This is a genomic window from Actinacidiphila glaucinigra (genome assembly GCF_900188405.1).
GTDB lineage: Bacteria > Actinomycetota > Actinomycetes > Streptomycetales > Streptomycetaceae > Actinacidiphila > Actinacidiphila glaucinigra.
In genome coordinates this window covers 374,599-398,901 of record NZ_FZOF01000002.1, presented here as the reverse complement: position 1 = coordinate 398,901, position 24,303 = coordinate 374,599, and the positions used below count along the sequence as shown (strand labels likewise).

General features: G+C 73.6%; 24 protein-coding genes. 12 read left to right on the top strand and 12 right to left on the bottom strand.

Annotation, left to right across the window (positions count from 1 at the left end; genetic code table 11):
• Positions 1-31: 31 nt before the first annotated feature.
• The 3 genes from CHF15_RS05775 (at position 32) to groL (ending at position 2,925) form a co-directional block, all read left to right on the top strand.
• Complete coding sequence (locus CHF15_RS05775) at positions 32-310, top strand: ubiquitin-like small modifier protein 1 (protein ID WP_089222504.1); 279 nt, start codon at positions 32-34, stop codon at positions 308-310.
• A gap of 425 nt (positions 311-735) precedes the next feature.
• On the top strand, positions 736-942 hold the full coding sequence (locus CHF15_RS05770; protein WP_005486335.1) for a cold-shock protein: 207 nt from the start codon (positions 736-738) through the stop codon (positions 940-942).
• Positions 943-1,302: 360 nt separating this feature from the next.
• Positions 1,303-2,925, top strand: coding sequence for a chaperonin GroEL (gene groL, locus CHF15_RS05765; RefSeq protein WP_089222503.1), 1,623 nt, complete (start codon positions 1,303-1,305; stop codon positions 2,923-2,925).
• A 93-nt stretch (positions 2,926-3,018) separates the two neighbouring features.
• Here the strand turns inward: groL and CHF15_RS05760 are convergent, their stop codons facing one another.
• Positions 3,019-3,720: a copper homeostasis protein CutC gene (locus CHF15_RS05760; protein ID WP_089222502.1), complete on the bottom strand. Its 702-nt coding sequence runs from the start codon at positions 3,718-3,720 to the stop codon at positions 3,019-3,021.
• Between the two features lie 52 nt (positions 3,721-3,772).
• Here CHF15_RS05760 and CHF15_RS05755 point away from each other — a divergent pair, with 52 nt between their 5' ends.
• Together CHF15_RS05755 and CHF15_RS05750 are read left to right on the top strand one after the other, a co-directional pair.
• The gene (locus CHF15_RS05755) at positions 3,773-4,459 is read left to right on the top strand and encodes an HD domain-containing protein (RefSeq protein ID WP_089222501.1); all 687 of its coding nucleotides are present in this window, start codon (positions 3,773-3,775) and stop codon (positions 4,457-4,459) included.
• Between the two features lie 91 nt (positions 4,460-4,550).
• Entirely contained in the window at positions 4,551-5,162 is a 612-nt protein-coding gene (locus CHF15_RS05750) for a maleylpyruvate isomerase family mycothiol-dependent enzyme (protein ID WP_089222500.1), read from the top strand.
• A gap of 231 nt (positions 5,163-5,393) precedes the next feature.
• On the opposite strand, the gene CHF15_RS05745 is transcribed toward CHF15_RS05750, so the two are convergent.
• Both CHF15_RS05745 and CHF15_RS05740 read right to left on the bottom strand, forming a co-directional pair.
• A complete protein-coding gene (locus tag CHF15_RS05745) occupies positions 5,394-5,666 on the bottom strand; it encodes a DUF4031 domain-containing protein (RefSeq protein WP_089222499.1) in 273 nt (90 codons plus the stop codon).
• A gap of 1 nt (position 5,667) precedes the next feature.
• Entirely contained in the window at positions 5,668-6,054 is a 387-nt protein-coding gene (locus CHF15_RS05740; RefSeq protein ID WP_089222498.1) for a hypothetical protein, read from the bottom strand.
• Between the two features lie 83 nt (positions 6,055-6,137).
• Between CHF15_RS05740 and CHF15_RS05735 the strand changes: the two genes are divergently transcribed.
• Positions 6,138-7,034: a MurR/RpiR family transcriptional regulator gene (locus CHF15_RS05735; protein ID WP_089222708.1), complete on the top strand. Its 897-nt coding sequence runs from the start codon at positions 6,138-6,140 to the stop codon at positions 7,032-7,034.
• Positions 7,031-7,966, top strand: coding sequence for an N-acetylmuramic acid 6-phosphate etherase (gene murQ, locus CHF15_RS05730; protein WP_089222497.1), 936 nt, complete (start codon positions 7,031-7,033; stop codon positions 7,964-7,966). The genes CHF15_RS05735 and murQ overlap by 4 nt, the downstream gene beginning before the upstream one ends.
• A 215-nt stretch (positions 7,967-8,181) precedes the next feature.
• Here murQ and CHF15_RS05725 read toward each other — a convergent pair whose 3' ends face one another.
• A complete protein-coding gene (locus tag CHF15_RS05725; RefSeq protein WP_089222496.1) occupies positions 8,182-10,242 on the bottom strand; it encodes a HelD family protein in 2,061 nt (686 codons plus the stop codon).
• Between the two features lie 261 nt (positions 10,243-10,503).
• Here CHF15_RS05725 and CHF15_RS44720 point away from each other — a divergent pair, with 261 nt between their 5' ends.
• A complete protein-coding gene (locus CHF15_RS44720) occupies positions 10,504-10,677 on the top strand; it encodes a hypothetical protein (protein WP_179279668.1) in 174 nt (57 codons plus the stop codon).
• Between the two features lie 25 nt (positions 10,678-10,702).
• On the opposite strand, the gene CHF15_RS05720 is transcribed toward CHF15_RS44720, so the two are convergent.
• The 3 genes from CHF15_RS05720 to CHF15_RS05710 all read right to left on the bottom strand — a co-directional run bounded on the left by CHF15_RS05720 (position 10,703) and on the right by CHF15_RS05710 (position 17,043).
• The gene (locus tag CHF15_RS05720; RefSeq protein ID WP_089222495.1) at positions 10,703-12,334 is read right to left on the bottom strand and encodes a DNA repair helicase XPB; all 1,632 of its coding nucleotides are present in this window, start codon (positions 12,332-12,334) and stop codon (positions 10,703-10,705) included.
• Positions 12,335-12,484: 150 nt separating this feature from the next.
• Positions 12,485-14,902 carry a helicase C-terminal domain-containing protein gene (locus tag CHF15_RS05715; protein ID WP_089222494.1) on the bottom strand — a complete coding sequence of 806 codons (2,418 nt, stop codon included), beginning with the start codon at positions 14,900-14,902 and terminating at the stop codon, positions 12,485-12,487.
• Positions 14,903-15,075: 173 nt separating this feature from the next.
• Positions 15,076-17,043 carry a YncE family protein gene (locus tag CHF15_RS05710; protein ID WP_089222493.1) on the bottom strand — a complete coding sequence of 656 codons (1,968 nt, stop codon included), beginning with the start codon at positions 17,041-17,043 and terminating at the stop codon, positions 15,076-15,078.
• A gap of 222 nt (positions 17,044-17,265) precedes the next feature.
• On the opposite strand from CHF15_RS05710, the gene CHF15_RS05705 reads away from it, so the two are divergent.
• On the top strand, positions 17,266-18,123 hold the full coding sequence (locus CHF15_RS05705; protein WP_089222492.1) for an HAAS signaling domain-containing protein: 858 nt from the start codon (positions 17,266-17,268) through the stop codon (positions 18,121-18,123).
• A 10-nt stretch (positions 18,124-18,133) separates the two neighbouring features.
• Positions 18,134-18,778, top strand: coding sequence for an HAD family hydrolase (locus CHF15_RS05700; RefSeq protein ID WP_089222707.1), 645 nt, complete (start codon positions 18,134-18,136; stop codon positions 18,776-18,778).
• On the opposite strand, the gene CHF15_RS05695 is transcribed toward CHF15_RS05700, so the two are convergent.
• A complete protein-coding gene (locus CHF15_RS05695; RefSeq protein ID WP_026251172.1) occupies positions 18,748-18,993 on the bottom strand; it encodes a hypothetical protein in 246 nt (81 codons plus the stop codon). The genes CHF15_RS05700 and CHF15_RS05695 overlap by 31 nt on opposite strands.
• A 185-nt stretch (positions 18,994-19,178) precedes the next feature.
• Between CHF15_RS05695 and CHF15_RS46565 the strand changes: the two genes are divergently transcribed.
• Positions 19,179-19,562: a cold-shock protein gene (locus CHF15_RS46565; protein ID WP_018560023.1), complete on the top strand. Its 384-nt coding sequence runs from the start codon at positions 19,179-19,181 to the stop codon at positions 19,560-19,562.
• A 19-nt stretch (positions 19,563-19,581) separates the two neighbouring features.
• Here CHF15_RS46565 and CHF15_RS05685 read toward each other — a convergent pair whose 3' ends face one another.
• The 4 genes from CHF15_RS05685 to CHF15_RS05670 form a co-directional block, all read right to left on the bottom strand.
• The gene (locus tag CHF15_RS05685) at positions 19,582-20,442 is read right to left on the bottom strand and encodes a 1,4-dihydroxy-6-naphthoate synthase (protein WP_089222491.1); all 861 of its coding nucleotides are present in this window, start codon (positions 20,440-20,442) and stop codon (positions 19,582-19,584) included.
• The gene (locus CHF15_RS05680) at positions 20,439-21,140 is read right to left on the bottom strand and encodes a futalosine hydrolase (RefSeq protein ID WP_089222490.1); all 702 of its coding nucleotides are present in this window, start codon (positions 21,138-21,140) and stop codon (positions 20,439-20,441) included. Before CHF15_RS05680 ends, CHF15_RS05685 begins: the two co-directional genes overlap by 4 nt.
• A 20-nt stretch (positions 21,141-21,160) precedes the next feature.
• On the bottom strand, positions 21,161-21,631 hold the full coding sequence (locus tag CHF15_RS05675) for a hypothetical protein (protein WP_089222489.1): 471 nt from the start codon (positions 21,629-21,631) through the stop codon (positions 21,161-21,163).
• A 72-nt stretch (positions 21,632-21,703) separates the two neighbouring features.
• Positions 21,704-23,083 carry an MFS transporter gene (locus CHF15_RS05670; protein WP_378354480.1) on the bottom strand — a complete coding sequence of 460 codons (1,380 nt, stop codon included), beginning with the start codon at positions 23,081-23,083 and terminating at the stop codon, positions 21,704-21,706.
• A gap of 214 nt (positions 23,084-23,297) precedes the next feature.
• Here CHF15_RS05670 and CHF15_RS05665 point away from each other — a divergent pair, with 214 nt between their 5' ends.
• On the top strand, positions 23,298-24,200 hold the full coding sequence (locus CHF15_RS05665; protein ID WP_089222487.1) for a DUF3027 domain-containing protein: 903 nt from the start codon (positions 23,298-23,300) through the stop codon (positions 24,198-24,200).
• Positions 24,201-24,303 lie beyond the last annotated feature (103 nt).

The window sequence follows — 24,303 nt, the reverse complement described above, 5'->3', positions numbered from 1 at the left end:
GCTGACCCAGACTGAAGGTGAACCCCGCATCATGAGCGCTACCGTCCGCATCCCGACCATCCTCCGCACCTACACCGGCGGCCGGGCCGAGGTCCCGGCCGAGGGCGGCACCCTGGCCGACGTCATCGACTCGCTGGAGCAGAACCACCCGGGCATCTCCGCGCGGGTCCTGGACGACACGGGCAAGCTGCGCCGTTTCGTGAACGTCTACGTGAACGACGACGACGTCCGCTTCTCCGAGGGCCTGCAGACCACGGTGGGCGAGGGCGCGTCCGTCTCGATCATCCCGGCGGTGGCCGGCGGCTGCTGAGCCGCGCGGCCCGCGGAGGCGACAGGGGTGCCGGGGACTTCCCGGCACCCCTGTGTGTTCGAGGGGTAGTTGAAGGCCTGTACAGTTGCCCTGAACGGCTCGCAACTCCCTGCAACGCTCTGCGCAACCCCCTTCCCCGGGGCGGCCTTGTCGGCGATTTATCGCCAAATTCACGCAGCGTTTGTCGTGTTGGCCCCTTATGTCCGGTCCGAGTTGCCCCGGATTATTCGCCGATCAGGCTCTTCTTCCGATTCTCCGTGCCCGGAATTCTCGTCCGATTGACCTGTTGCAGACAGCGTCCGGGCAGATACATTCAGCCGCGGTCGACGCGTTCCGGCGCACGCCCCCTTGGCTGTAGGGGGTGAGGTCTGACCCGGGTCCGCGAGGTGCGGGTCTGCGAAGGGCCAGCAATAGGGGAGTTAGGAATGGCTCAGGGCACCGTCAAGTGGTTCAACGCGGAGAAGGGCTACGGCTTCATCGCGGTCGACGGTGGTGCGGACGTCTTCGTGCACTACAGCGCGATCCAGATGGACGGCTACCGCACCCTCGAGGAAGGTCAGCGGGTCGAGTTCGAGATCTCGCAGGGCCAGAAGGGGCCGCAGGCGGACATGGTCCGTCTCGCAGCCGGCTGACGCGCCGCGCATCGGCCACGGAGCACTTTCGCGTACGGCCGCTCAAACGTACGCGTCGAGGCCCGCCCCGCACAGGGGCGGGCCTTCGTGCTGTCCGGGGGCCCGCGGACCGGGACCTGCGGGTTGTCCACGGCACCGGCCAAGCGGCTTGCACTCTCCTAGGGCGAGTGCTAATCATTGGCGTTAGCACTCTGACGTTGAGAGTGACAAAGGACCGAGTGGGTGAGGCCCGCTCGACCGCCGGAAAGGAACCGGCGGAAGGGCAGGCCGTCCGTCGCGGGCGCCGGCACGGTCCTGGAGTAATCCTTCCCCGCAGCCGTGCGCCGCGGGGGGACCCCAAGTCCGGGAGGACCACTTCACATGGCCAAGATCATCGCGTTCGACGAGGAGGCACGGCGCGGTCTCGAGCGCGGGATGAACCAGCTCGCCGACGCCGTCAAGGTCACCCTCGGCCCCAAGGGCCGCAACGTCGTCCTCGAGAAGAAGTGGGGCGCCCCCACGATCACCAACGATGGTGTGTCCATCGCCAAGGAGATCGAGCTCGAGGACCCGTACGAGAAGATCGGCGCTGAGCTGGTCAAGGAGGTCGCGAAGAAGACGGACGACGTCGCCGGTGACGGCACGACGACCGCGACCGTCCTCGCCCAGGCGCTGGTCCGCGAGGGCCTGCGCAACGTCGCCGCCGGTGCCAACCCGATGGCGCTGAAGCGTGGCATCGAGAAGGCCGTCGAGGCCGTCTCCGCCGCCCTGCTCGAGCAGGCGAAGGACGTGGAGACCAAGGAGCAGATCGCCTCCACCGCCTCCATCTCCGCCGCCGACCCGCAGATCGGCGAGCTCATCGCCGAGGCGATGGACAAGGTCGGCAAGGAAGGCGTCATCACCGTCGAGGAGTCCCAGACCTTCGGTCTGGAGCTGGAGCTCACCGAGGGTATGCGCTTCGACAAGGGCTACATCTCGGCGTACTTCGCCACCGACCTGGAGCGTATGGAGACGTCGTTCGACGACCCGTACATCCTGATCGTCAACTCCAAGATCTCCGCGGTCAAGGACCTGCTCCCGCTGCTGGAGAAGGTCATGCAGTCCGGCAAGCCGCTGCTGATCATCGCCGAGGACGTCGACGGCGAGGCCCTGTCGACCCTGGTCGTCAACAAGATCCGCGGCACCTTCAAGTCCGTCGCGGTCAAGGCCCCGGGCTTCGGCGACCGCCGCAAGGCCATGCTCGGTGACATCGCCATCCTCACCGGTGGCACCGTCATCTCCGAGGAGGTCGGCCTCAAGCTGGAGAACGCCGGCGTCGACCTGCTCGGTCACGCCCGCAAGGTCGTCGTCACCAAGGACGAGACCACGATCGTGGACGGCGCCGGCGACCAGGACCAGATCCAGGGCCGCGTCAACCAGATCCGTGCCGAGATCGAGAACAGCGACTCGGACTACGACCGCGAGAAGCTCCAGGAGCGTCTGGCGAAGCTGGCCGGCGGCGTGGCCGTCATCAAGGCCGGTGCCGCCACCGAGGTCGAGCTCAAGGAGCGCAAGCACCGCATCGAGGACGCGGTGCGCAACGCCAAGGCCGCCGTCGAGGAGGGCATCGTCGCCGGTGGTGGCGTGGCCCTGCTCCAGGCGTCCAACGTCTTCGAGAAGCTCGAGCTCGACGGCGACGAGGCCACCGGTGCGTCGATCGTGAAGCTGGCCCTCGAGGCCCCGCTGAAGCAGATCGCCGTCAACGCCGGCCTCGAGGGCGGTGTCGTGGTGGAGAAGGTGCGCAACCTGACCCCGGGCCACGGCCTCAACGCCGCCACGGGCGAGTACGTCGACCTGATCGGTGAGGGCATCATCGACCCGGCCAAGGTCACGCGCTCCGCGCTGCAGAACGCGGCCTCCATCGCCGCGCTCTTCCTCACCACCGAGGCCGTCATCGCCGACAAGCCGGAGAAGGCCGCTGCCCCGGCCGGCGGCGGCATGCCCGGCGGTGACATGGACTTCTGATCCTCCGGGACCAGGACTCCGCACCACGGCAGAAGACCGAGGGCGGTACCCCGCAGGGGGTACCGCCCTCGGGCGTTTCCGGGTGCCGCCCGGTCAGGGGACGGCGACCGGCGCGTCCAGCAGTTCGCGCCAGGTGCGCACCGCCTGCGCGTCGACCGCCCCGGCCCAGCCGCCGGGGCGGACCGCGCCCCCGACGTGGAAGGCGTCGATGCCGGCGGCGAGGAGCCGCGGCAGGTGCTCCGCGCGGAGCCCGCCGCCGACCATGAGCTGCGGCTCGCCGGGACGTCCCGCCTCCGCCAGCAGCCGGCCGAGGCCGTCGTCCACACCGCGTGCGGAGCCCGCGGTGAGGAAGGTGTCCAGGCCGGGCAGTCCGCGCACGGCCGAGCGCACGGCCTCCCGGTCGGCGCAGTGGTCGATCGCGCGGTGGAAGGTCCAGCGGGCACCGGAGCCGATCGCGTCGACGAGCCGGCGCACGGCCGCCAGGTCCGGCGCGCCCGAGCCGTCGAGGAAGCCCAGCACGAACTCGTCGGCGCCCTCGCCGCGCAGTGCCGCCGCGGCCGCGCAGAGCGCGTCCGCCTCACGGGCGCCGCCCACGGAGAAGTCGGCGCGGGCCCGCAGCATCACCCGGACCGGGATGTCCACCGCGGCCCGGACGGCGGCGAAGGTCTCCCGGGACGGCGTCAGGCCGTCCGCCGCCATGTCGGTGACCAGTTCGAGGCGGTCCGCGCCGCCCGTGCGGGCCGCGAGGGCGTCGTGGGCGTCGAGCGCGATCACTTCGAAAATTGGTCTAGACATATCTCCAGGGTGTCACATGCGCACGCGTACCCGCGACCCCCCGTACCCCACAATGACCTTCATGGCTGACACCGCACTCGAAACCGGCTCCGCCCTCCTCGCCCGCTGGTGCGACCTGCTGCGCCGCTGCCAGACGGAGCCCGTCGACCCGGTGCCGTACGGCAAGGACCTGATCGCCCGCTGGGCCGAGCCGCACCGCCGCTACCACACCACCACCCACCTGACCGCGGTCCTCGACCACGTCGAGGTCCTCGCCGGGCACGCCGAGGACCCGGGCGCCGTGCTGCTCGCCGCCTGGTTCCACGACGCCGTCTACCGGCCCGACCGCTCGGAGAACGAGGAGCGCAGCGCCCGGCTCGCCGAACGCGCGCTGCCCGAGGCCGGGGTTCCCGACACGATCACCTCCGAGGTCGCCCGCCTGGTCCGGCTGACCGTCACCCACCACCCCGCCGACGGCGACCGCGACGGCGAGGTCCTCTGCGACGCCGACCTGGCCGTCCTCGCCGGCGACCCCACCGGCTACGCCGAGTACGCGGCCGCCGTCCGCGAGGAGTACGGCTTCGTCCCCGACGACGCCTTCCGCGCCGGCCGCGCCGACGTCCTGCGCCAGCTCCTGCGGCTGCCCCGGCTGTTCCGCACCCCGCAGGGGTACGAGCGCTGGGAGGCCACGGCCCGCCGCAACCTCACCACCGAGCTGGAACTGCTCGCCCCGGGCGACGTGGACGACGCCCGTCGATGACTGCGGCGCCACCGATGATTCCGGCGCGCGCGGGCGGTCCTTGTCCGTGCGGGCGGCCGCCCGCGCCACCGGACGAAGGGGTACGACAGCGATGACCGACGACACGCAGGTGCAGGCCGCCGTCGCGGCCGAGTTCCGGGCCCTGGCCGACCTGCTGGACGGGGCCCCCGCCGCGTGGTGGGACACCACCTCGCTCTGCGAGGGCTGGCGGGTGCGCGAGGTCGTGGCGCACATGACGATGGCGGCGCGCTACTCGCAGGAGGCCTTCATGGCGCTCCTGGCCGAGCACGGCTTCGACTTCACCCGCCTGTCCGACGCGGTCGCCGAGCGGGACGGCGCACTGCCCACCGGGGAACTGCTCGGCTGTCTGCGCTCCGAGGTGATGGGGCGGTGGCAGCCCCCGGGCGGCGGCGCCCACGGCGCGCTCAACCACGTGGTGATCCACGGGCTGGACGTCACCGTGCCGCTCGGCACCGAGCGCCGCGTCCCGGGGGAGACCCTCGGCATCCTCCTCGACGACCTCACCATGGGCGGCGGGCACGCGCACTTCGGCGTCGCCGTCGAGGGCCGGCTGCTGCGGGCCACCGACCTGGACTGGTCGTACGGCTCGGGCCCGGAACTGCGGGGCACCGGCGAGGACCTGGCCCTGGCGATGTGCGGTCGCCGGCTCCCCGCCGGGCGGCTGGAGGGCGAGCCGCTCTGAGGGCGGCCGCCGGAGGCCGCCAGGCCGTGTCGCCACATGCCCTCCCCCAACCTTCGGCCGGGGGTGCCCCACTTGGCGGCGCCCGGCACGGCACTCCGTCAGCGTTCGGCCCGGGGGAGTTGTCGAATCGTTCGGTAGCCCACTACGAGGACGACTCTCGGCCTAGCGATGCACCGCCTGGGGGCACCTTCCGGCGGCAGCTGGGGAAGCCCGTTCGGCGACGCGGCCTGGCTATGCCCCGGGGGGCCTGCCCTTGGGGCGGCGCAGGCCCGCCTCGGTGAGGTGGTGGAGCAGCTCCTTGCTGCCGACCTCGACGGCCCCCGCGGCGACGGCGGAGGCGTAGCGCTCGCTGGGGACGTCGTAGTGGTCGCCGTCGAAGGCGCGGCGGGGTGCGCCGATGGCGTCGGCGAAGGCGTGGAGCTCCTCGTACGAGATGTCGCTCACCATGTGCGACCACATGCGGCCGTGGCCCGGCCAGGTCGGCGGGTCGATGTAGACGGTCACCTCAGCGCGGCCCGCCGAGTGCGGTGGACAGGCCGCCGACGGGGGCGACGGCCTCGCCGAGCGACTCGCACACCCAGTGCGGGTCCGGGCCGAGTTCGGGTTCCACGTCGAGGGCGTGGGGGTCCGCGCAGCGCGGGCAGAGCGGCCAGCGGCCCATCCGTTCCAGCAGGGCGTCCTTGACGTCCTGGGCGACCAGCCCCGAGACGAACGCGGCGCCGTCGGGCCACTGCTCCACCCACCAGCGGCGCTGGGAGACGGCCTCCTCGACGAGCGAGACGACCTCCGCGTCGGCGACGCCGGTCGCGGTCAGGTCGGCGAGGACGAGCGCGCGGGCACCGTGCAGGGCCGCCTCCAGGCCGGCGGAGGAGCCGGGTGCGTCAGGATCCATGGCCCCCATTGTGGACCAACCGCTGCGCAGGCGTTCTTGACGCCGTCCGGAGCTGAAAATAGCTTTCGTCCGTGGCCGAGAAGATGAAGGAAACCTTCAACGCCGGGGGCCTGGCCGCCAAGGTCAGGACCATGGCCCCGTCCATGACCCGGTCGATGCAGCGCGTCGCGGAGGCCGTCGCCGCGGACCCGGCGGGGTGCTCCCGGCTGACCGTGACGGCGCTCGCGGCCCGTACGGGGACCAGCGAGGCCACCGTGGTGCGCACCGCGCGGCTGCTCGGCTACTCCGGCTACCGGGACCTGCGGCTCGCGCTGGCCGCGCTGGCCGCCCGCGAGGAGGCGGGGGCCCCGCCCGCCGTCACCCCGGACATCGCGGTGGACGACCCGCTGGCCGACGTGGTCACCAAGCTCGCTCTGGACGAGCAGCGGTGCCTGGCCGACACCGCCGCCCAGCTGGACGTGGCCCAGCTGGAGGCCGCCGTGGGCGCGCTGGCCGCCGCCCGCCGCATCGACGTCTACGGGATAGGGGCGTCCAGCCTGGTCGCCCAGGACCTGGTGCAGAAGTTGCTGCGGATCGGCCTGGTCGCGCACGCCCTGGGCGACCCGCACCTCACCCTCACCAACGCGGTCCAGCTGCGGCAGGGCGACGTCGCCGTGGCGATCACGCACTCCGGCCACACCCACGACGTGGTCGAACCGCTGCGCGCCGCCTTCGACCGGGGCGCCACGACGATCGCCGTGACCGGCCGGGCGGACGGCACCGTCACCCACTACGCCGACCACGTGCTGCTCACCTCCAGCGGCCGGGAGAGCGAACTGCGCCCGGCCGCCATGGCCAGCCGCACCAGCCAGCTGCTGGTGGTGGACTGCCTGTTCGTCGGGGTCGCCCAGCGCACCTACGACACCGCCGCACCGGCCCTGTCCGCCTCGTACGAAGCCCTCGCCCACCGCCACAGCCCGCGAAGGAACCACCCGCAATGACGCACACCGAGCTCCGCCGCGAGCTGGACCACCTCGCCACCGAGGCCTTCCGTGCCGAGCTCGCCGAGGTCGACCGGCTCCCGACGCTCGACATCGCCCGGCTGATGAACGCGGAGGACACCACCGTCCCGGCCGCCGTCGCGGAGCAACTGCCCGCCATCGCCGCCGCCGTCGACGGCATCGCCGCGCGCATGGCCCGCGGCGGCCGCCTGGTCTACGCGGGCGCGGGCACCGCCGGTCGGCTCGGTGTGCTCGACGCCAGCGAGTGCCCGCCGACCTTCAACACCGCGCCGGGGCAGGTCAGCGGGCTCATCGCGGGCGGCCCCACCGCGATCGTGGACGCCGTCGAGGGCGCCGAGGACAGCGGGGAACTGGCCGCCGCCGACCTCGACGCCCTCGGGATCGGCCCGGACGACACCGTGGTCGGCGTCTCGGCCTCCGGCCGCACCCCGTACGCCGTCGGCGCCGTGGAGCACGCGCGCGCCCTGGGCGCGCTGACGGTCGGGCTGTCCTGCAACCCGGGCTCCGCGCTGGCCGCGGCGGCCGACCACGGCATCGAGGTCGTCACCGGCCCGGAGTTCCTGACCGGCTCCACCCGGCTGAAGGCGGGCACGGCCCAGAAACTCGTCCTCAACATGCTGTCGACGATCACGATGATCAGGCTGGGCAAGACCTACGGGAACCTGATGGTCGACGTCCGCGCCTCCAACGACAAGCTGCGCGCCCGGTCCCGGCGGATCGTGGCGCTGGCCACCGGCGCGCCCGAGGACGAGATCGAGGCCGCGCTCACCGCCGCCGGCGGGGAGGTCAAGAACGCCGTCCTCGTCATCCTGGGCGGCGTGGACGCCCCGGCGGCCGCCCGGCTCCTGGCGGAGGCGGACGGCCATCTGCGCGCGGCACTGCTGGCGGCCGTCTCCGGCGACGGCGCCTGAGGGCGCGGACCGTACCGGGCGGCCCGCCGGCGGCGTGAACGGGGGCTGTGTCCCTCCGTACGATGCGCCCGTCGGGTGCCGGGTGCGGGACCGTCGGGTGCGGGATTGCCGCGCCCGCTGTCCGGGTCGCCTTCGGCGGGGTGGCCGCCCCGGGGCCGTCCGGCTCCCGGCGGAGGGGGACGGCCGCGCCCGGGGGCGCCCCGGCGGGGCGGGGGTCAGGCCGTGCGGAGCGCCTCCGGCAGAGGCGCCGAGTGGAGGACGGCCAGGCCCGAGACCGCGCGGGTCAGGGCGACGTACAGGCGGCGCAGGCCGGTGCGCTCGTCGGGCTCGCCGTCGACGACCGCGGCGGGCTCGTCCAGGACCACGTAGTCGTACTCCAGGCCCTTGGCCAGGGTGGCCGGGACCAGCGTGAGGCGGACCTCGGCGGTGGTCTCTCCGCCGGGGGACAGGTACGGCAGCCCGGCCCCCGCCAGAGCCTCGGCCAGCGCGGGCAGGCGCGCGTCGGCCGCGATCAGGCCGATCGACCCCTCGCGCTCCAGTGCCTGCCGGCAGGCGGCGAGCACGGCCGCGGTCAGCCCGTCCACCGGGACCTCGGTCACCGAGAAGGCCCCCGGGTTCTCCCGGACGGAGGTCGCCTCCTTCAGCCCGGGTGCGATCTCCGGCAGCAGCCGGGACGCGTAGGCGATGACCTCCAGCGGGACGCGGAAGCCCTGGGTCAGCTCCTCGATCCGCGAACCCGGCTTGCCGAGGTGCGTGAGCGCCTCCTCCCAGGTCCCGGTCGACCACGGGGTGGTGCCCTGGGCGAGGTCGCCCAGCACGGTCGCGGAGCCGGTGGAGCAGCGCCGGCCCACCGCCCGGTACTGCATCGGGGAGAGGTCCTGGGCCTCGTCCACCACGACATGGCCGAGCGAGGCCGTGCGGTGCACCAGGTCGTTGGCCTCGTCGACCAGCACGGCGTCGGCGGCCGACCACTTCGCGGAGGCGACCGAGCGGGCCGGCTTCTGCCAGAGGATCTCCTTCTGCTCCTCCTCGGTGAGCACGCCCTCCGCGCACGCGGCCAGGAACTCCGGGTCGGACAGCAGCCGCAGCACCGTCTTCGCCGGGTCCACCGGCGGCCACAGCTCCTTCACGGCCGCCTTGACCGCCGCGTTGCGCGCGACCGCGTCCTGCACCCGGTCGTCGGGGGCCTCCCCGGCCGCCTCCATCCGGACCAGCACGGCGTGCGCGATCCGCTGCGGCAGCGCCTCGCGGGCTGCGCCGTAGCGGATGTCACGCTCCATCAGCTCACGGACGAGCTCCTCCAGTTCGTACGCCGGGATGCGCCAGCGGCGCGAGCCGCGCACCATGACCACGGGTTCGGTGGGCATCCGGATGCCGGAGCGGACCGCGCGCCGCAGCACCTCCGCCATGCGCGCGTCGCCCTTGACGCCGGCGGCGGCCGCCGGGTCGGTGCCCTTGACCGGGACGTGGGCGACCAGGTCGTCGACGGTGGCCTGCTTGACGCTCAGCTCGCCCAGGGCGGGCAGCACCTGCTCGATGTAGTGCAGGAAGGACGCGTTGGGGCCGATGACGAGGGTGCCCGCGCGGGCCAGCCGCTCGCGGTGCGCGTAGAGCAGGTACGCCACCCGGTGCAGCCCGACGGCGGTCTTCCCGGTGCCGGGCGCCCCCTGCACGCACACGGTGCCGCCGACCCCCGCGCGGACGATCTCGTCCTGCTCGGGCTGGATGGTGGCGACGATGTCCCGCATCGGGCCGACGCGCGGGCGCTCGATCTCCTGCTGCAGCAGCTTGCTGGAGGTCTGCGCCTCGGCCGGGTCGGTGAGGTGCTCGTCCTCGTACGCGGTCAGCTCACCGCCCGTGTAGCCGAAGCGGCGGCGCAGCGCGACGTCCTGCGGGTCGGTGCGGGAGGCCCGGTAGAAAGGCTGGGAGACCGGCGCGCGCCAGTCGATGACCATGGGGTCGCCGTCCGCGTCGTGGACGTGGCGGCGGCCGATGTAGAAGCGGTGGCCCACGTCCTCGCCGCCGAAGGCCTCCCCCTTCTCGTAGTCGAGGCGGCCGAAGAAGAGCGGGGTGTGCACCAGGTCGGCGAGCGCCTTGATGCGGGCGTCGATCTCGGACTGCAGCACTTCGGCGTTCACCCAGTTGGCGGTCACGTCCCGGATGTCGAGGGCCTCGACGTCGGCGCGCATCGCGCGCAGGGCGGAACGGGACGCGGCGAGGTGGGAGCGTTCGCGGTCGAGCGGGTTGTCGGCGGTGAGGGACTGTTCCCCTGGCACGGGTTGCCTCCGGCGGCACGTAGGGCATGGCTCAGCCGGCCCCGGACCGGCGCGCACGGCGGCGCGGGTCGGGGCGCTGTCCTGATACGGATCACGACTCGGGCCGACCGGTTTCCGTCCGGTCGGTGGCGCCGCCCCCACGGGGGGCGGGCGGCAAGACGAGGGATCCTACGCCTCGGCGGCGGGGGGCGCTAACCACTTGTCCACCCGCCCGTGCCCCCGACCTCTGCCCAAAGCGTCACACATGCGTACATTGGGGTCATGGCACGACCAGCGGACTCCCGCGTCCACGGCAGCAGCGCCATCGCCGAGGACACCGGGCACCGGCATCCGGTCCACCCCGTCGGGGACGCCCTGCGCGCGGTCCGGGTCTTCGTCGCCACGACCTTCCGCGTCGTGGTGCTGGGCCAGGACGGCGCCGCCGCGCGCGACTGACGCGGCGGGCCCCCGGATGCGGCCGTTACAGGAACTCGTCCGCGTCGACGATGCGGTACGCGTAGCCCTGCTCGGCCAGGAAGCGCTGCCGGTGCGCGGCGAAGTCCTGGTCGATGGTGTCGCGGGCGACCACGGAGTAGAAACGGGCCTCGTGGCCGTCCGCCTTCGGCCGCAGCACCCGGCCGAGGCGCTGCGCCTCCTCCTGACGGGAACCGAAGGTGCCCGAGACCTGGATGGCCACCGTCGCCTCCGGCAGGTCGATGGAGAAGTTGGCCACCTTGGAGACCACGAGCACCGAGATCTCGCCCTGCCGGAAGGCGTCGAAGAGCTTCTCGCGCTGCGCGTTCGTCGTCTCGCCCTTGATCACCGGCGCCCCGAGGTGCTCGCCCAGCTCGTCGAGCTGGTCGATGTACTGGCCGATCACCAGGGTCTGCTGCCCCTTGTGCTTGGCCACCAGCGCCTCGGTGACCTTGCGCTTGGTCGCGGTCGTGGCGCAGTACCGGTACTTCTCCTCCGGTTCGGCGGTCGCGTACGCCAGCCGCTCGGAGTCGGTCAGGTTGACCCGCACCTCCACGCAGTCGGCGGGCGCGATGTATCCCTGCGCCTCGATCTCCTTCCACGGCGCGTCGAAGCGCTTGGGCCCGATCAGCGAGAAGACGTCCGACTCGCGGCCGTCCTCGCGCACCAGCGTCGCCGTCAGCCCGAGCCGGCGGCGGGCCTGCAGGTCCGCGGTGAACTTGAAGACCGGCGCCGGCAGCAGGTGGACCTCGTCGTAGACGATCAGGCCCCAGTCGCGGGAGTCGAAGAGCTCCAGGTGCGAGTAGACGCCCTTCCGCTTGGTCGTCAGCACCTGGTACGTGGCGATGGTGACCGGGCGGATCTCCTTGCGGGTGCCGCTGTACTCGCCGATCTCGTCCTCGGTCAGCGAGGTCCGCTTGACCAGCTCGTGCTTCCACTGCCGGGCGGAGACCGTGTTCGTCACCAGGATCAGCGTCGTCGCCTTCGCCTGCGCCATCGCGCCCGCGCCCACCAGCGTCTTGCCGGCGCCGCAGGGCAGCACGACCACGCCCGAGCCGCCGTGCCAGAAGCCCTCCACCGCCTGCTCCTGGTAGGGGCGGAGCTTCCAGCCGTTCTGGGCCAGCTCGATCGGGTGCGCCTCGCCGTCCACGTAACCGGCCAGGTCCTCCGCCGGCCAGCCCAGCTTCAGCAGCACCTGCTTGATCTGGCCGCGCTCGGAGGGGTGGACGACCACCGTGTCGGGGTCGAGCCGGGCCCCCACCAGCGGCGCGACCTTCTTCGAGCGGAGGATCTCCTCCAGCACCGGACGGTCCGTGGTGGACAGCACCAGGCCGTGCGCCGGGTGCTTGCTCAGCGTCAGCCGGCCGTAGCGGGCCATCGTCTCGGCGACGTCCACCAGCAGCGCGTGCGGCACCGGGTAACGGGAGAACTTCACGAGCGAGTCCACGACCTGCTCCGCGTCGTGCCCGGCGGCGCGGGCGTTCCACAGCCCCAGCGGGGTGATCCGGTAGGTGTGGATGTGCTCGGGCGCCCGCTCCAGTTCCGCGAAGGGGGCGATCGCCCGCCGGCACTCGTCGGCGAGCTCGTGGTCGACCTCCAGGAGCAGGGTCTTGTCGCTCTGGACGATCAGGCAGGACACACAAACCTCCGCGAATGGGCGGGCCGGGACCGGGAAAGGGGCCGGGCTGAACTATCCATGGTCCCCCATCCCCGAAGGGAAACGCCCCGCTCCCCGGGATCGATACCGGGCGGCGGGGCGCGGCCGCCTCGCGACCGCCCCGCGGACGGGTCAGGCCAGGTCGTCGGCGAGCTCGGCGACACCGGTTATCCGGTGCAGCGCGAAGGTGCGGACCTCGTCGGCGGTGTGGTCGTACGCGGTGACGAAGCCGCCCTCCACCCGCATCGGGCCGATCACGCGCTGGCTCGCCGCGCCCTCGGCGTTGACGTAGCCGATCCACACGGACTCGCCGGTCAGCACCGCCGCCTGCATCGTCGCCAGGGTCTCGGCCGCCGCCGTGCGCGGCAGCCGGCCGTCGCCGTTGCCGCCGGGGCGGTCGGCGGGCTCCCGGCGGACCGCGGTCGAGGCCCGGTCACCGGCCCGGATCGCCTTCACCGCGGCCCCGAGCAGGGTCCCGTCCGGGATCGGCGGCCCGTCCACCACGGGCACCGGCGCGCTGCGCGGCGGGGTCCGCCGGGCGTCCGCTCGGGTGATCAGCACGTCGCCCTCGGCGGACTCGGCCGCCGGCGCGTGGCCCAGCGCGCGCAGCCGCTCCAGCAGCGTCGCCGGGTCGCTCTGCGCCGCCAGTACCGTCGGCGCGAGGCGGCGCAGCCCGAGGCCGACCGCCCGGCGGTCGGCCAGCAGCTCGCTCAGCAGCGCGTCGTCGTCGCAGCGCACGTACGCCGAGGCCGCGCCCACGCGCAGCCGGCCGTGCCGGCGGGCGACGTCGTCCACGAGGTAGCTCAGCGGCTGCGGCACGGGAGTGCGGGAATGCGCCGCGAGGAAGGCGTGCAGGTCGGCGGCGGTCCGCCCGGCGTCCAGCGCCCGGCGCACCGACCCCTGGGTGAAGCGGAACACGGTCGCGCCGCCCTTGGACTCCACGTCGGCCAGTACGTGCAGGGTCTCGGCGAGATGCGGCTGCAGCGGGCCCGGCGCGACCGCCGTCAGGTCGGCCTGGAGCAGCACATGGTCCAGCGGCTCCGGCAGCAGCGGCCCGAGCAGCACGGCCGCGGCGTCCCCGGAGCGCCGCAGCAGCGCGCGGCCGTGCGCCGACAGCGCGCCGCGGCCGGTGATCCCCAGCAGCTCGGCCTCGGTGACCGTCCAGCGCACCAGGTCGGCGCGGAGCGGGTCCATCGCGGCGCCGCCCCGCAGCGGGCGCTCCCAGCGCAGCCGGGCCAGCAGCGCGTCCTGGTCCGCCGAGGCGCCCTCGGGGAGCGCGGCCAGCAGCTCCAGAGTCCGCCGCCGCACCTCGGGGGCGAGCGAACGGTCCAGGTCGGGGCCGAGCGCGGCCATCGCGCGGCCCTTCACGTCCCGCGTGCCGACGACACCCGGCACGCGGGTGGCGGCCAGCCACGCCGTGACCAGGACCGCCCACCGGTCCTCCGTGGGCAGCGACAGCCATCCGTCGGCCGCGGGGGTCGGCGCGTAGGCCTCGTCCACCTCCCCGTCCGCGGCGACCAGGCCGGCGGCGTACGCCACCTCGAGCCAGAACGCGGCCAGCGGCTCCGGTACGTCCAGCGACGTGGCCACCCGCTTCAGGTCCCGCACGCTCAGCCCGCCCGCGCGCAGCACCGTGGGGCCGCCGGTCTCCCAGTGCTTCAGCAGCTCCTCGACCGTGCGCACCGCCGTGAAGGCCTGACCCGCGGCGGTCCTGTCCACAACCTGTGGATCGTGCACCGCCGGCGCCACGTCCGGCGCGACCGGCTCGGGAGCCCGGTGGGCCCGGCCGTCGCGCAGATGCAGGGCCACCTCGCGGGGGAGCACGACGTTGCGCGCCCCGGCCGGCAGCAGCAGCCCCCGCTCCAGCAGCCAGGCCACCGGTGGCGGCGGCACCGACACGTCCGCCACCTCCCCGTACGGCGGGCCCCACGTCAGCCTGCGCAGCACCGCCCCGGCCTCCGGGGGTGCCCCTTCGAGCAGCGCCGCCATCCGCGGCCGGTCGGCGAACAGCGCCGTCACCGAGCCCACCGCGCTCACCGGGTCGTGCGTCGGCGGCAGCCCGAGCACGGCGAGGATCTGCTGCAGCCGGGTCGGCGACATGCCGGACGTCGCCTCCGCCACGGTCGGCCCGAGCCCGGTCGGCGACGGACTCCCCGCGGCCGGGGCCAGGATGTCGCGCGCGGTGCGCACCAGGCGCAGCCGGTCGTCCCCGCCCCACAGCAGTGCCTGCGCCCGCAGCACCGCCACGGCCCCGGGCAGCGCCCCCGCCGCCTCCGGGCCCATCAGCGCGGCGAGCGCGTCGTACGGGGCGCCGTCCGGTGCGACGGCCAGGGCCTCGGCGGACTGCAGCGTGAACCGGTCCAGGCGTTCCAGGGCGCGGACGACGGAGGCACGGGTGCCGGCGCGGGTCGCGAGCTGCGAGAGGTCGTTCGGGACCGGGTTCAGCAGGTCCGGGCGCGCCCGGAGCAGTGCGGACAGCGCGTCGTCGCCGCGGGCGCGCAGATCCTCCGCGAGCGTGCGCGGCGCCGCCGCGGGGCCGTCAGTGCTCATCTCCCCCACATTAGCCCTGCCCGCCCACAACCCACCGTGGGCGTCGTTCTGCTTTTCCCCAAGCCGCGGCCGGGCGCGGCCGGCCGGCTGCCCGGCCGCGCCGCGACGACCTCGAACCGAGGATGCGGAAGGGCCCCGCAGCGCGGGGCCCTTCCATGTCTGCCGGGTCGTGGCTACTTGGTGAAGTAGAAGTACTTCCAGGCGCCGTACGTGGTGGAGTTGACGTTGTCGCCGGAGGAGCCGTTGACGTACGAGGCGCGCATCCGCATCCGGTAGCCGGTCTCGTGCGGGCCGAGCAGGGTCACGGTGGACTTGCCGTTGGTGCCGAGCGCGAAGTACTGCGATCCCGCGTCGAGCCACTTGCCCTGGAAGTAGACCTCCAGGTTCAGCCGCTGCGAGCGGTTCTTGTAGTACGTCATGGTCGTGGTGAAGACCGGGTCCGTCTTCTTGTGGAAGTACGCGTACGAGGTGGAGCCGATCTTCGCCGTCTTGTACTGCTTGGAGACCGTCGTGGAGACCTTGACCCTGGCGTACGCGGTGACCTTCACCGTCTTGCCGGCCGAGCGGGCATCGCCCTTGAAGACCGCGGTGACGGTGGTGTCGCGGGTCATGTCGACCGTGGCGGACAGGTTGCCCTTGGAATTGACCTTGCCGGTCTTGAGGAGCTTCTTCGGCTTGTCCGAGCCGTAGGGGTCGGCCCAGATCTCGACCGTGCGGTTCTTGTACGTGGAACCGAGGTGCGCGGTGAAGGACACGTCGGCGCCGTAGTTGTACACGCTCTTGTTGTGGTTGAGCGTCAGGGTGGTGGCGTTGCGCGCCACGGCGACGGTGTCCTTGCCCGACGCCCGGGCGTGGGTGGCGTCACCGGCGTACTGCGCGGTGTAGGTGACGTTGCCGCCGGCCGGCGGCGTGTCGGTGAAGGAGAACGCGCCGGAGGAGCCGACCGTCTTCGTGCCGAGCGACTTGCCCTTGGGCGAGTCGATGTCGGTGCGGGTGACGGTGACCTTCGAGCCGGACGGGAAGGACCTGCCGGAGGTCAGCCTGCCGGTGACGCTCAGCTTCTTGGCGCGGGTCGCCTTGGCCGGCGCCGAGACGCTCACCTTGACCGGGTAGCGGGCGGCGTCGTTGAGGACGCGCAGCTGCAGGCCGCTGTGGCCGTCCGCGATGGCGAACAGCCTGCTGCCGTCGGGCGCCCAGGCGAGGCCCTGGCTGACGATGGTGTCGCCGCCCGAGCCGTACTGGTCGTAGGTGTAGGTCCGGTAGGGCGTGGTCGTGCCGGGCTTGAAGACGGAGATGTCCGTGTCGTACCAGCTGAACGTGGACACGGCGACCGTGCCGTCCGGTGCGATCGCGGCGGAGCTGGGGTTGCTCGCCTCGACCGGGTATGCGCCGGTGCGGGTGAGGTCCTCGGTGTTGATCGCGGTCGCCGCGTAGGGCATCTCGCCGGAGGCGGCGACGATCTTCTCGGCGTCGGCGCTGAGCGCGAAGTCGGCCATGGAACTCGCGGCCTCGGGCGGCATGCCCTCCTTGCGCAGCACGGGCGCTCCGGAGGACACGTCGTACACGGCGAGGCCCGACCAGGTGCCGTGGATGCCGAGTACGAGGGTGTCCCCGGCCGCCTCCAGTTCGGCGGCGTCGCGGAAGTACCGGCCCGGGAGCTGGTCGAGAGCGATCTCGGGGGTGCCCAGCGAGGGGTCGAAGGAGCCCAGGTGGTGCGCGGTCTCCTGTCCGTACATGAACCAGACCCGTCCGCCCGCGACCGCCAGGGTCTTCGGGTCGGTGTTCTCACCGATCGGGTGGCGCGCGGCCTCGGTGGCGGTGGACGTCGCGATGGCCACGACGGAGTCGTCACCCGGAACGGCCGCGTAGACGGTGCCGGAGTCGGGCGTGATCGCCAGGTCCCGCACTCCCGGAAGGTTCGGGACGGTCGCCACGAGCTTGCCCGCGTAGTCGGTGACGACGACCTTGCCGCCGTCCGGATCGCTGATGTAGACCCGCTTGTGGACCCCGTCCACGGCGATGTCGCCGTACGACGAGATCGACAGGCCCATGCTGGAGTCCGCCGCGGCGGGACCCATGGTGCCGGCGGCTATGGCCGTAGAGCTGAAGACGACCGCGAGCACGGTCGACAGGGTGCGCATGCGCACGTTGATTCCTACCCCCACGAAGAAGCCCGGTGGACGGACCGGGTGATGAGCCGGGCCGCGCGACACCCGAGCGTCGTCCATGTGCGGACGACGCCAAGGGCGCGGCTGCGTGCGAAGCGTATTTCATCGCTGTGACAGTTGAGGAGGGGATCAACCGGAGCTCGCCTGCGTGCAACCCCCCACCCTGGAACGCCCGGAGGGCGGTAGCGTCGGCGTATGGGTGCGGAGGAGAGCGACCGGTTGGTTCTGGACTACCTCAGCAAGGTGGGGGACCTGGCACAGACCGCCCTGCCGGCGGACCGCCGGCGGGACCTCGTGGCGCGCCTGCGCCAGGACATCGACCGGCAGCGGCACGGCAGCGACAGTCCCGCCGCGGTGCGGCGGATCCTGGGCCGGATGGGAGCGCCCGACGCGGTGGTGCAGGAGGCCGCCGCGGTGCCCGCGCCCCGCGCCCCGGAGGCGCCCGCACCGGCGGAACCGGAGTGGTGGCGGCTGCCCGAGCAGCGCACGCAGTCGCCGTCACCGTCCCCGTCGCCGTCGCGGAAGCCCCGGCCCGGCGACGAACTGGACGGGCTGCCCGGCATGACCGGCGGCCTGCTCATCCCCCTCACCCCCGAGGAGGACCCGGAAGCCGCCCCGGACGGCGGTCAGGAGAAACCCGGGCCCGGGCCCGAGCCCGAGGCCCGGCCGGCCGCCGCCCCGGCTCCGGCCAAGAGCCGCAGGCGGTGGCGGGCCGGAATCCTGGAGACCGCCGCCGCGCTCCTGCTGCTCGCCGGCGCCGTCCTCGGCTCCTGGATCGCCCTCCTCGCCGGCTGGGCCGTGGCGTACGGTTCACGCCGCCTGTCCCGCCGCGCGTCCCGGTTCGCGGCGCTGGGCCTGCCGGGGCTGATCGCCGGGGCCGCGCTGGTCTGGATCTGGGGCCGCTTCGCCGGCCGGTGGGGCGAGCCGATCCCCGAGGGGGGCCTGGACTCCGCGCTCGCCGACGTGCTGCCCACGGTCGTGCGGATCGCGGCGGTCGCCTCCGCCGCCTTCCTGCTGTGGAGGGGGAGCCGGGCCGGCCGGCCGCCTCGTTAGAGTGGCTGCCATGCCCGCTTCCCTGCCGACGTCCCCGATAACGGTCGGTTTCGACCTCGACATGACCCTGATCGACTCACGACCCGGCATCCGGGCCACGTACGAGCGCCTCACCGAGGAGACCGGCGTCTTCATCGACGCCGCGCTCGCGGTCACCCGCCTCGGGCCGCCGCTCGACTGGGAGCTGGCGCACTGGTTCCCCGCGGAGGAGATTCCCGCGGTCGCCGACCGCTACCGGGCGCTGTACCCCGAGTACGCCGTCGCCCCGACCCCGGCCATGCCCGGGGCGCGCGAGGCCGTCGCCGCCGTGCACGCCGCGGGCGGCCGGGCCGTCGTGGTCACCGCGAAGCACGAGCCGAACGCCAAGCTGCACCTCACGCACCTGGGCATCGAGGTCGACGAGGTGCGCGGCTGGCTGTGGGCCGAGGCGAAGGCGGAGGCGCTGATCGAGTACGGGGCGGCGGTCTACGTCGGGGACCACGTGGGGGACGTCGTCGGGGCCCGTACGGCCGGCGCGCTGTCCGTGGCGGTGGCCACGGGCCCGGTCGCCGCCGGCGAACTGCGCGCCGCCGGTGCGGACGTCGTGCTCGCCGACCTGACGGAGTTCCCCGCCTGGTTCGCCTCCTACGCCCCGGACCCCGACGCCGTCGCCTGACGGCTCTGCGCCCGCGCGGAGCGCAGCAGCCCGGCCAGGGCCAGCGCGAAGCCGACGCCCATGAGCATCGACACCAGGTAGGCGGCGGTCGGCAGCGGGTCGGATCCCAGGAAGAGCGGGGCCACGGTGGCCAGAGTGCCGAGTGCGCCGAGGACGAAGACGGCGGCGCCGGCGCGCACGAGGAGATCGCCGGGTTTCCGGGTTTCGTTGGTCACCGGACCAGGGTAGATCGCCGGGGGAAGTCGCTGCGCACCGGCCGGACGCCGGCTGGAGCAGTAGGACCACGAAGTCTTGTCACACGCCCCTGGGCCATTAGCCTTATGGGCGGCGGGTCTGCCAAGGACCCGCTGTCTTGCTATCCAAGAGCTTTTTTCTGTCTACAGCGAGGACGAGGTCGGACGTGCCTACCGGCAAGGTCAAGTGGTTCAACAGCGAGAAGGGCTTCGGCTTCCTCTCCCGCGACGACGGCGGCGACGTCTTCGTGCACTCCTCCGTCCTGCCGGACGGCGTGGCCACGCTGAAGCCGGGGCAGCGAGTCGAGTTCGGGGTGGTCGCCGGGCAACGCGGTGACCAGGCGCTGTCGGTGACCCTGCTGGACCCGGCGCCGTCCGTGGCGGCCGCGCAACGGCGCAAGCCCGACGAACTGCTGCCCATCGTGCAGGACCTCACCACGCTGCTGGAGGACGTCGCCCGCTCGCTGCAGCGCGGCCGCTACCCGGACAAGGCCCACGGCCACAAGATCGCCTCCGTGCTGCGCGTCGTCGCCGACCAGCTGGACGTCTGACCTCCGCCCGGGCACACGCTCACAACTCGAGCGCGTGCGGTCCGAGGGGCGGTACCAGCCCCTCGGCCGCGGCCCGGGTGAGCAGCCCGCGGACCGCCGCGTAGCCCTCCTCGCCGAGCGCCGAGGTGAACTCGTTGACGTACAGCCCGATGTGCTGGTCCGCCACCTTCGGGTCCATCTCCTGCGCGTGCTCCATGACGTAGCCGCGCGAGACCTCGGGTTCGTCCCAGGCCATGTGGACGGAGGCGCGGGCCGCCGCCGCCAGTTCCCGCAGCCGCTCCTCGCCCAGCGAGCGCTTGGCGATGATCGCGCCGAGCGGGATGGGCAGGGTGGTCGTCTGCTCCCAGTGCTCGCCCATGTCCGCGAGTTTGTGCAGCCCGTAGTCCTGGTAGGTGAAGCGCGCCTCGTGGATCACCAGGCCCGCGTCGACCCGGCCGTCCCGCACCGCGGGCATGATCTCGTGGAACGGCAGGACGACGATCTCCCCGACGCCGCCCGGCACTTCGGCGGCCGCCCACAGCCGGAACAGCAGGTACGCCGTCGAGCGCTCGCTCGGCACCGCCACCGTGCGCCCGCTCAGGTCGGCGCCCTTGCCCGAGCCCTCGTCCCTGGTCAGCACGAGCGGACCGCAGCCGCGGCCCAGCGCGCCGCCGGCGGGCAGCAGCGCGTACTCGTCGAGCACGTAGGGCAGCACCGCGTACGAGACCTTCAGCACGTCGAACTCGCCGCGCTCGGCCATGCCGTTGGTGATGTCGATGTCCGCGAACGTCACGTCGATCGGCGGCGCGCCCGGGACCAGGCCGTGCGCCCAGGCGTGGAAGACGAAGGTGTCATTGGGGCACGGGGAGTAGGCGATCCGCAGTGCGCGCTCTTGGCTCATGTCCGATCTCCAACGTCGAGTACGGCGGGTTGCTTCCCGAGCCGGGCGAACGCGTCGGCGAGCGCGTCGAGCGCCTCCCCGATCCGCCAGGCCGCGCGGTCGCGCGGGCCCACGGGATTGGACACCGTACGGACCTCCAGGACGGGCAGCCCGTGCGCCGCGGCCGCCTCCGCGACGCCGAAGCCCTCCATGGCCTCGGCCAGCGCGCCTGGATGGCGGCGCGTCAGCTCGGCGGCGCGTGCCGCCGTCCCGGTCACCGTCGACACCGTCAGGACCGGCCCGTACGCCGCGCCGAGCGCGTCGGCGACGCGGCGGGACAGCGGTCCGGGCGGACGGTGCTCGGAGGTGCCGAAGCCCAGCTCGGCGACCGGGAGGAAGCCCTCCGGGCCCTCCGCTCCCAGGTCGGCAGCGACGACCATGTCGGCGACGACCGCCGAACCGACCGGCGCGCCGGGCTGGAAGCCGCCGGCGATCCCGGCCGAGACGACCAGCCGGTACTCGGCCGCGGTGAGCGCGGCCGCCGTGCCGGCCGCCGCCGCCGCGGGTCCGACGCCCGCGGCCAGTACGTCCGCGAGCGGGGTGCGCAGCAGGACGCGGCCACCGGGTACGGGTGTCTCGGCGGCCGTGCCGCCGAGGCCGCGGACGACCGCGTCGCGCTCCGCCGGGACGGCGGTGACGACGAGCAGGCGGGGCGTCATGTCTGTGCTCGGCGGGTGGTTCAGTCCGCCGTCTTCAGCTTGAACTGCCAGACGCCGAGGTATTCCTGGGCCTTGCCGGTCTCGATGATGTTGAGGGTGACCTCGCTGGCCGCGGCACCGGACTGCGCGTCGGCGAGCAGGCTCTCGGCGTCGAAGGAGCGGTACGTGGTGTCCTTCAGCAGCCCCGACTTGCCGGCGGTGCCGGCGGCCACGACCCAGCCCTTCTCGGCGATCGCGGGGTCGACGCCGATCCGCACCTTGTCACCGGGCCGGACCGTGATGGTCTTCTCGGGCTTGCCCTGCAGGCAGGCCAGGAAGGCCTGCTCCGTCAGCTGCTTCCCCTCGAGGTAGCACTTGCTGGTGGCCTCGGTGGTCACGGTCCTGTCGCCGACGGTGACGGTCGCCAGGGGGGTCGGCTTCTCGCAGGCGGAGAGGGCGATCAGCCCGAGGGACACGGCACCGAGGGCGGCGGCACGGCGGCGATTGCTCATGAAGGTGAGGCTACCGGGCGGTCGCGCTCCCGCTACGCGGGGGGCCCGCTCGTGTCCCCCGGCCCACCCCGCTCACACCGTGCGCGGACGTGTCGCCCGTCCCCGGGCGCCCGTCATCAGCCCGCGGACCGAGAAGGCGACGCCGAGCGCCACCAGGGCCGCCGCCACCGCCATCCCCAGCGTGCCGTTGAGCGGCAGGACGATGCCGATGGCGCCGCCGATCACCCAGGCCATCTGGAGGGCGGTCTCCGAGCGGGCGAACGCCGAGGTGCGCACCTCCTCCGGCACGTCGCGCTGGATCAGGGCGTCCAGCGAGAGCTTGCCCAGCGCCTGCGCGATGCCCGCCGCGGCCGCGACGACGGCGATGGTCAGCACCCCGTACCAGGCCGCGGCCAGGCACGTCGCCGCCAGGGCGGCGGCCAGCGCGCTGATGATGATCCGCTCCGGCCCGCGGGCGCGCAGCCAGGAGCCCAGCGCGGTGCCGAAGGCGTTGCCGGTGCCCGCCGCGACGGCGACCAGGCCCAGCGACACGGGCCCCGACAGGCCCCCCAGCGGATGCTCGCGCAGCAGGAACGCGAGGAAGAGCGTCAGGAACCCGGACAGGGCCCGCAGCGACGCGTTGGCCTGCAGGGCGTGCAGCACCGGACCGCCGACGCTCCGCAGCCCCGGCCGCTTCTCCCGCCACTGCCGGCCCAGGCGGTGGGGCTCGACGTCCTCGCCCGCGCTCAGCTCGGCGCGTGCCTCGCCCTTGGCGGAGTCCACCTTGTGCGGGAGGGAGAAGGAGAGCAGCGTCCCGCAGACGAAGACGACGAACGCCCCGTACAGCGGCACGCCCGGCCCGATCAGATGGAGCAGCCCGCCGATCGGCGCCGCCACGGCGGTGGCCAGCAGGCCGGTCAGGCTCACCCGGGAGTTCGCCTTCACCAGCGTCGTACGCGCCGGCAGCAGCCGTGGCACCACCGCGCTGCGCACCACGCCGTACGCCTTCGACGCCACGAGCACGCCCAGGGCGGCCGGGTACAGCTCCAGTCCGGCGGTCGACACCACCCCGGCCATCGTCCAGGCCAGGATCGCCCGGGCCAGCATCGACATCGCCATCGCGGCCCGGCGCCCGTGCGGGATGCGGTCCAGCAGCGGTCCGACCACCGGGGCCAGCAGCGCGAACGGCGCCATCGTGACGATCAGGTAGAGCGCCACCCGGCCGCGCGCCTCGCCGGTCGGCACGGAGAAGAAGATCGTGCTGGCGAGCGCGACGGTGATCAGCATGTCGCCCGCCGAGTTCACCGCGTGCAGCTCGATCAGCTTCGCCAGGCCCGACTCGCCCGCCCCGCCCGAATGCGTGTGACGCCGGACGCGGCGCACCACGGCGGACGACGTACGCTGCGTGGCACGCGCGACGGCGTTCCCCGCCCTGCGAACCGGTCCCGGGCCGGACGTCACTGTGCGTGCCACGCTCGCCAGTCTGCCCTACCGGGCGGCTTTCCGAACGGGGCGCGCACCGATAGCGTGCGATCGCGCAGAATGGAGTCATCAGGTGCGCCCGTGGACGTACGGGCAGGCAGCGTTTGAAGCGGTCCTCCGGTCCGCTCCGCCACCGCCCCGCCCGACCCTCGGCGGCGCACGCGTAAGACGGCGTAGGAGAGAATCGATTCTTGTGAGTGCTGCGATGCGAAGCCGTACCCCTGACCGCCTGTGCGCCGAGGCGGTCGACCTCGCCCTTGAAGCCGCCGTCGAGGCCTTCGGCGAGAAAGCGGTCGGCGAGCACCTCGGCGCGGTCGCCGAGGCCGACCGTGTCGTCACGCACCTGTTCGACTGCCGCGAGGCCGGCTACCGGGGCTGGCGCTGGGCGGTCACGCTGACGCGGGCCTCCCGCGCCAAGGCGATCACCTTGGACGAGACGGTCCTGGTGCCCGGGCCCGAGGCCGTCCTCGCGCCCGAATGGGTGCCGTGGAGCGAACGCCTGCGCCCCGGCGACCTCGGCCCCGGGGACCTGCTGCCCACCGAGGCGGAGGACCTGCGCCTGGAGACCGGCTTCTCCGGGGAGGACGTGCCGCCGCCGAACTCGCCGGTCTCCGAGGAGATGGCCGAGCTCGTCGAGGCCGAGGACGCCGACGTCTCCGGCGGCCCCCCGGCGAGCCTGCCGATGGCGCCCACGGTCGGCACGATCGCCGCCGTCGCGGAGGAGATCGGCATGGCCCGGCCGCGCGTGCTGTCCCGCTACGGGCTGCACGTCGCCGCGGACCGCTGGGAGGACGAGTACGGCCCCAAGGCCCCCATGGCCCAGGCCGCCCCCGCCCAGTGCGTCTCCTGCGGCTTCCTCGTCCCCATCGCGGGCTCCCTGCGGCAGGCCTTCGGCGTCTGCGCGAACGAGTTCTCCCCGGCCGACGGACGCGTCGTTTCGCTCGCCTACGGGTGCGGCGCGCACTCGGAGGCCGCGGTCATGCCGAAGACCCCCCGCCCGGCCCCGCCCGTCCTCGACGAGACCGCGGTCGAGCCGCTCCCCCTCCACCCCGACCGCCACGGCTCCGTCGAGGACACCACGCCGGCCGAGGAACTCGGCCACAGCTGACGCCTGACGGCGCCGGTTCTCCGGTGCCGGGGTGCCGCGCGGGTGCGCTGCGGCCTGCGGCCGGGTGGCGCCGGGGACGCCTTTGTGCGGGCTGCGCCCGCGG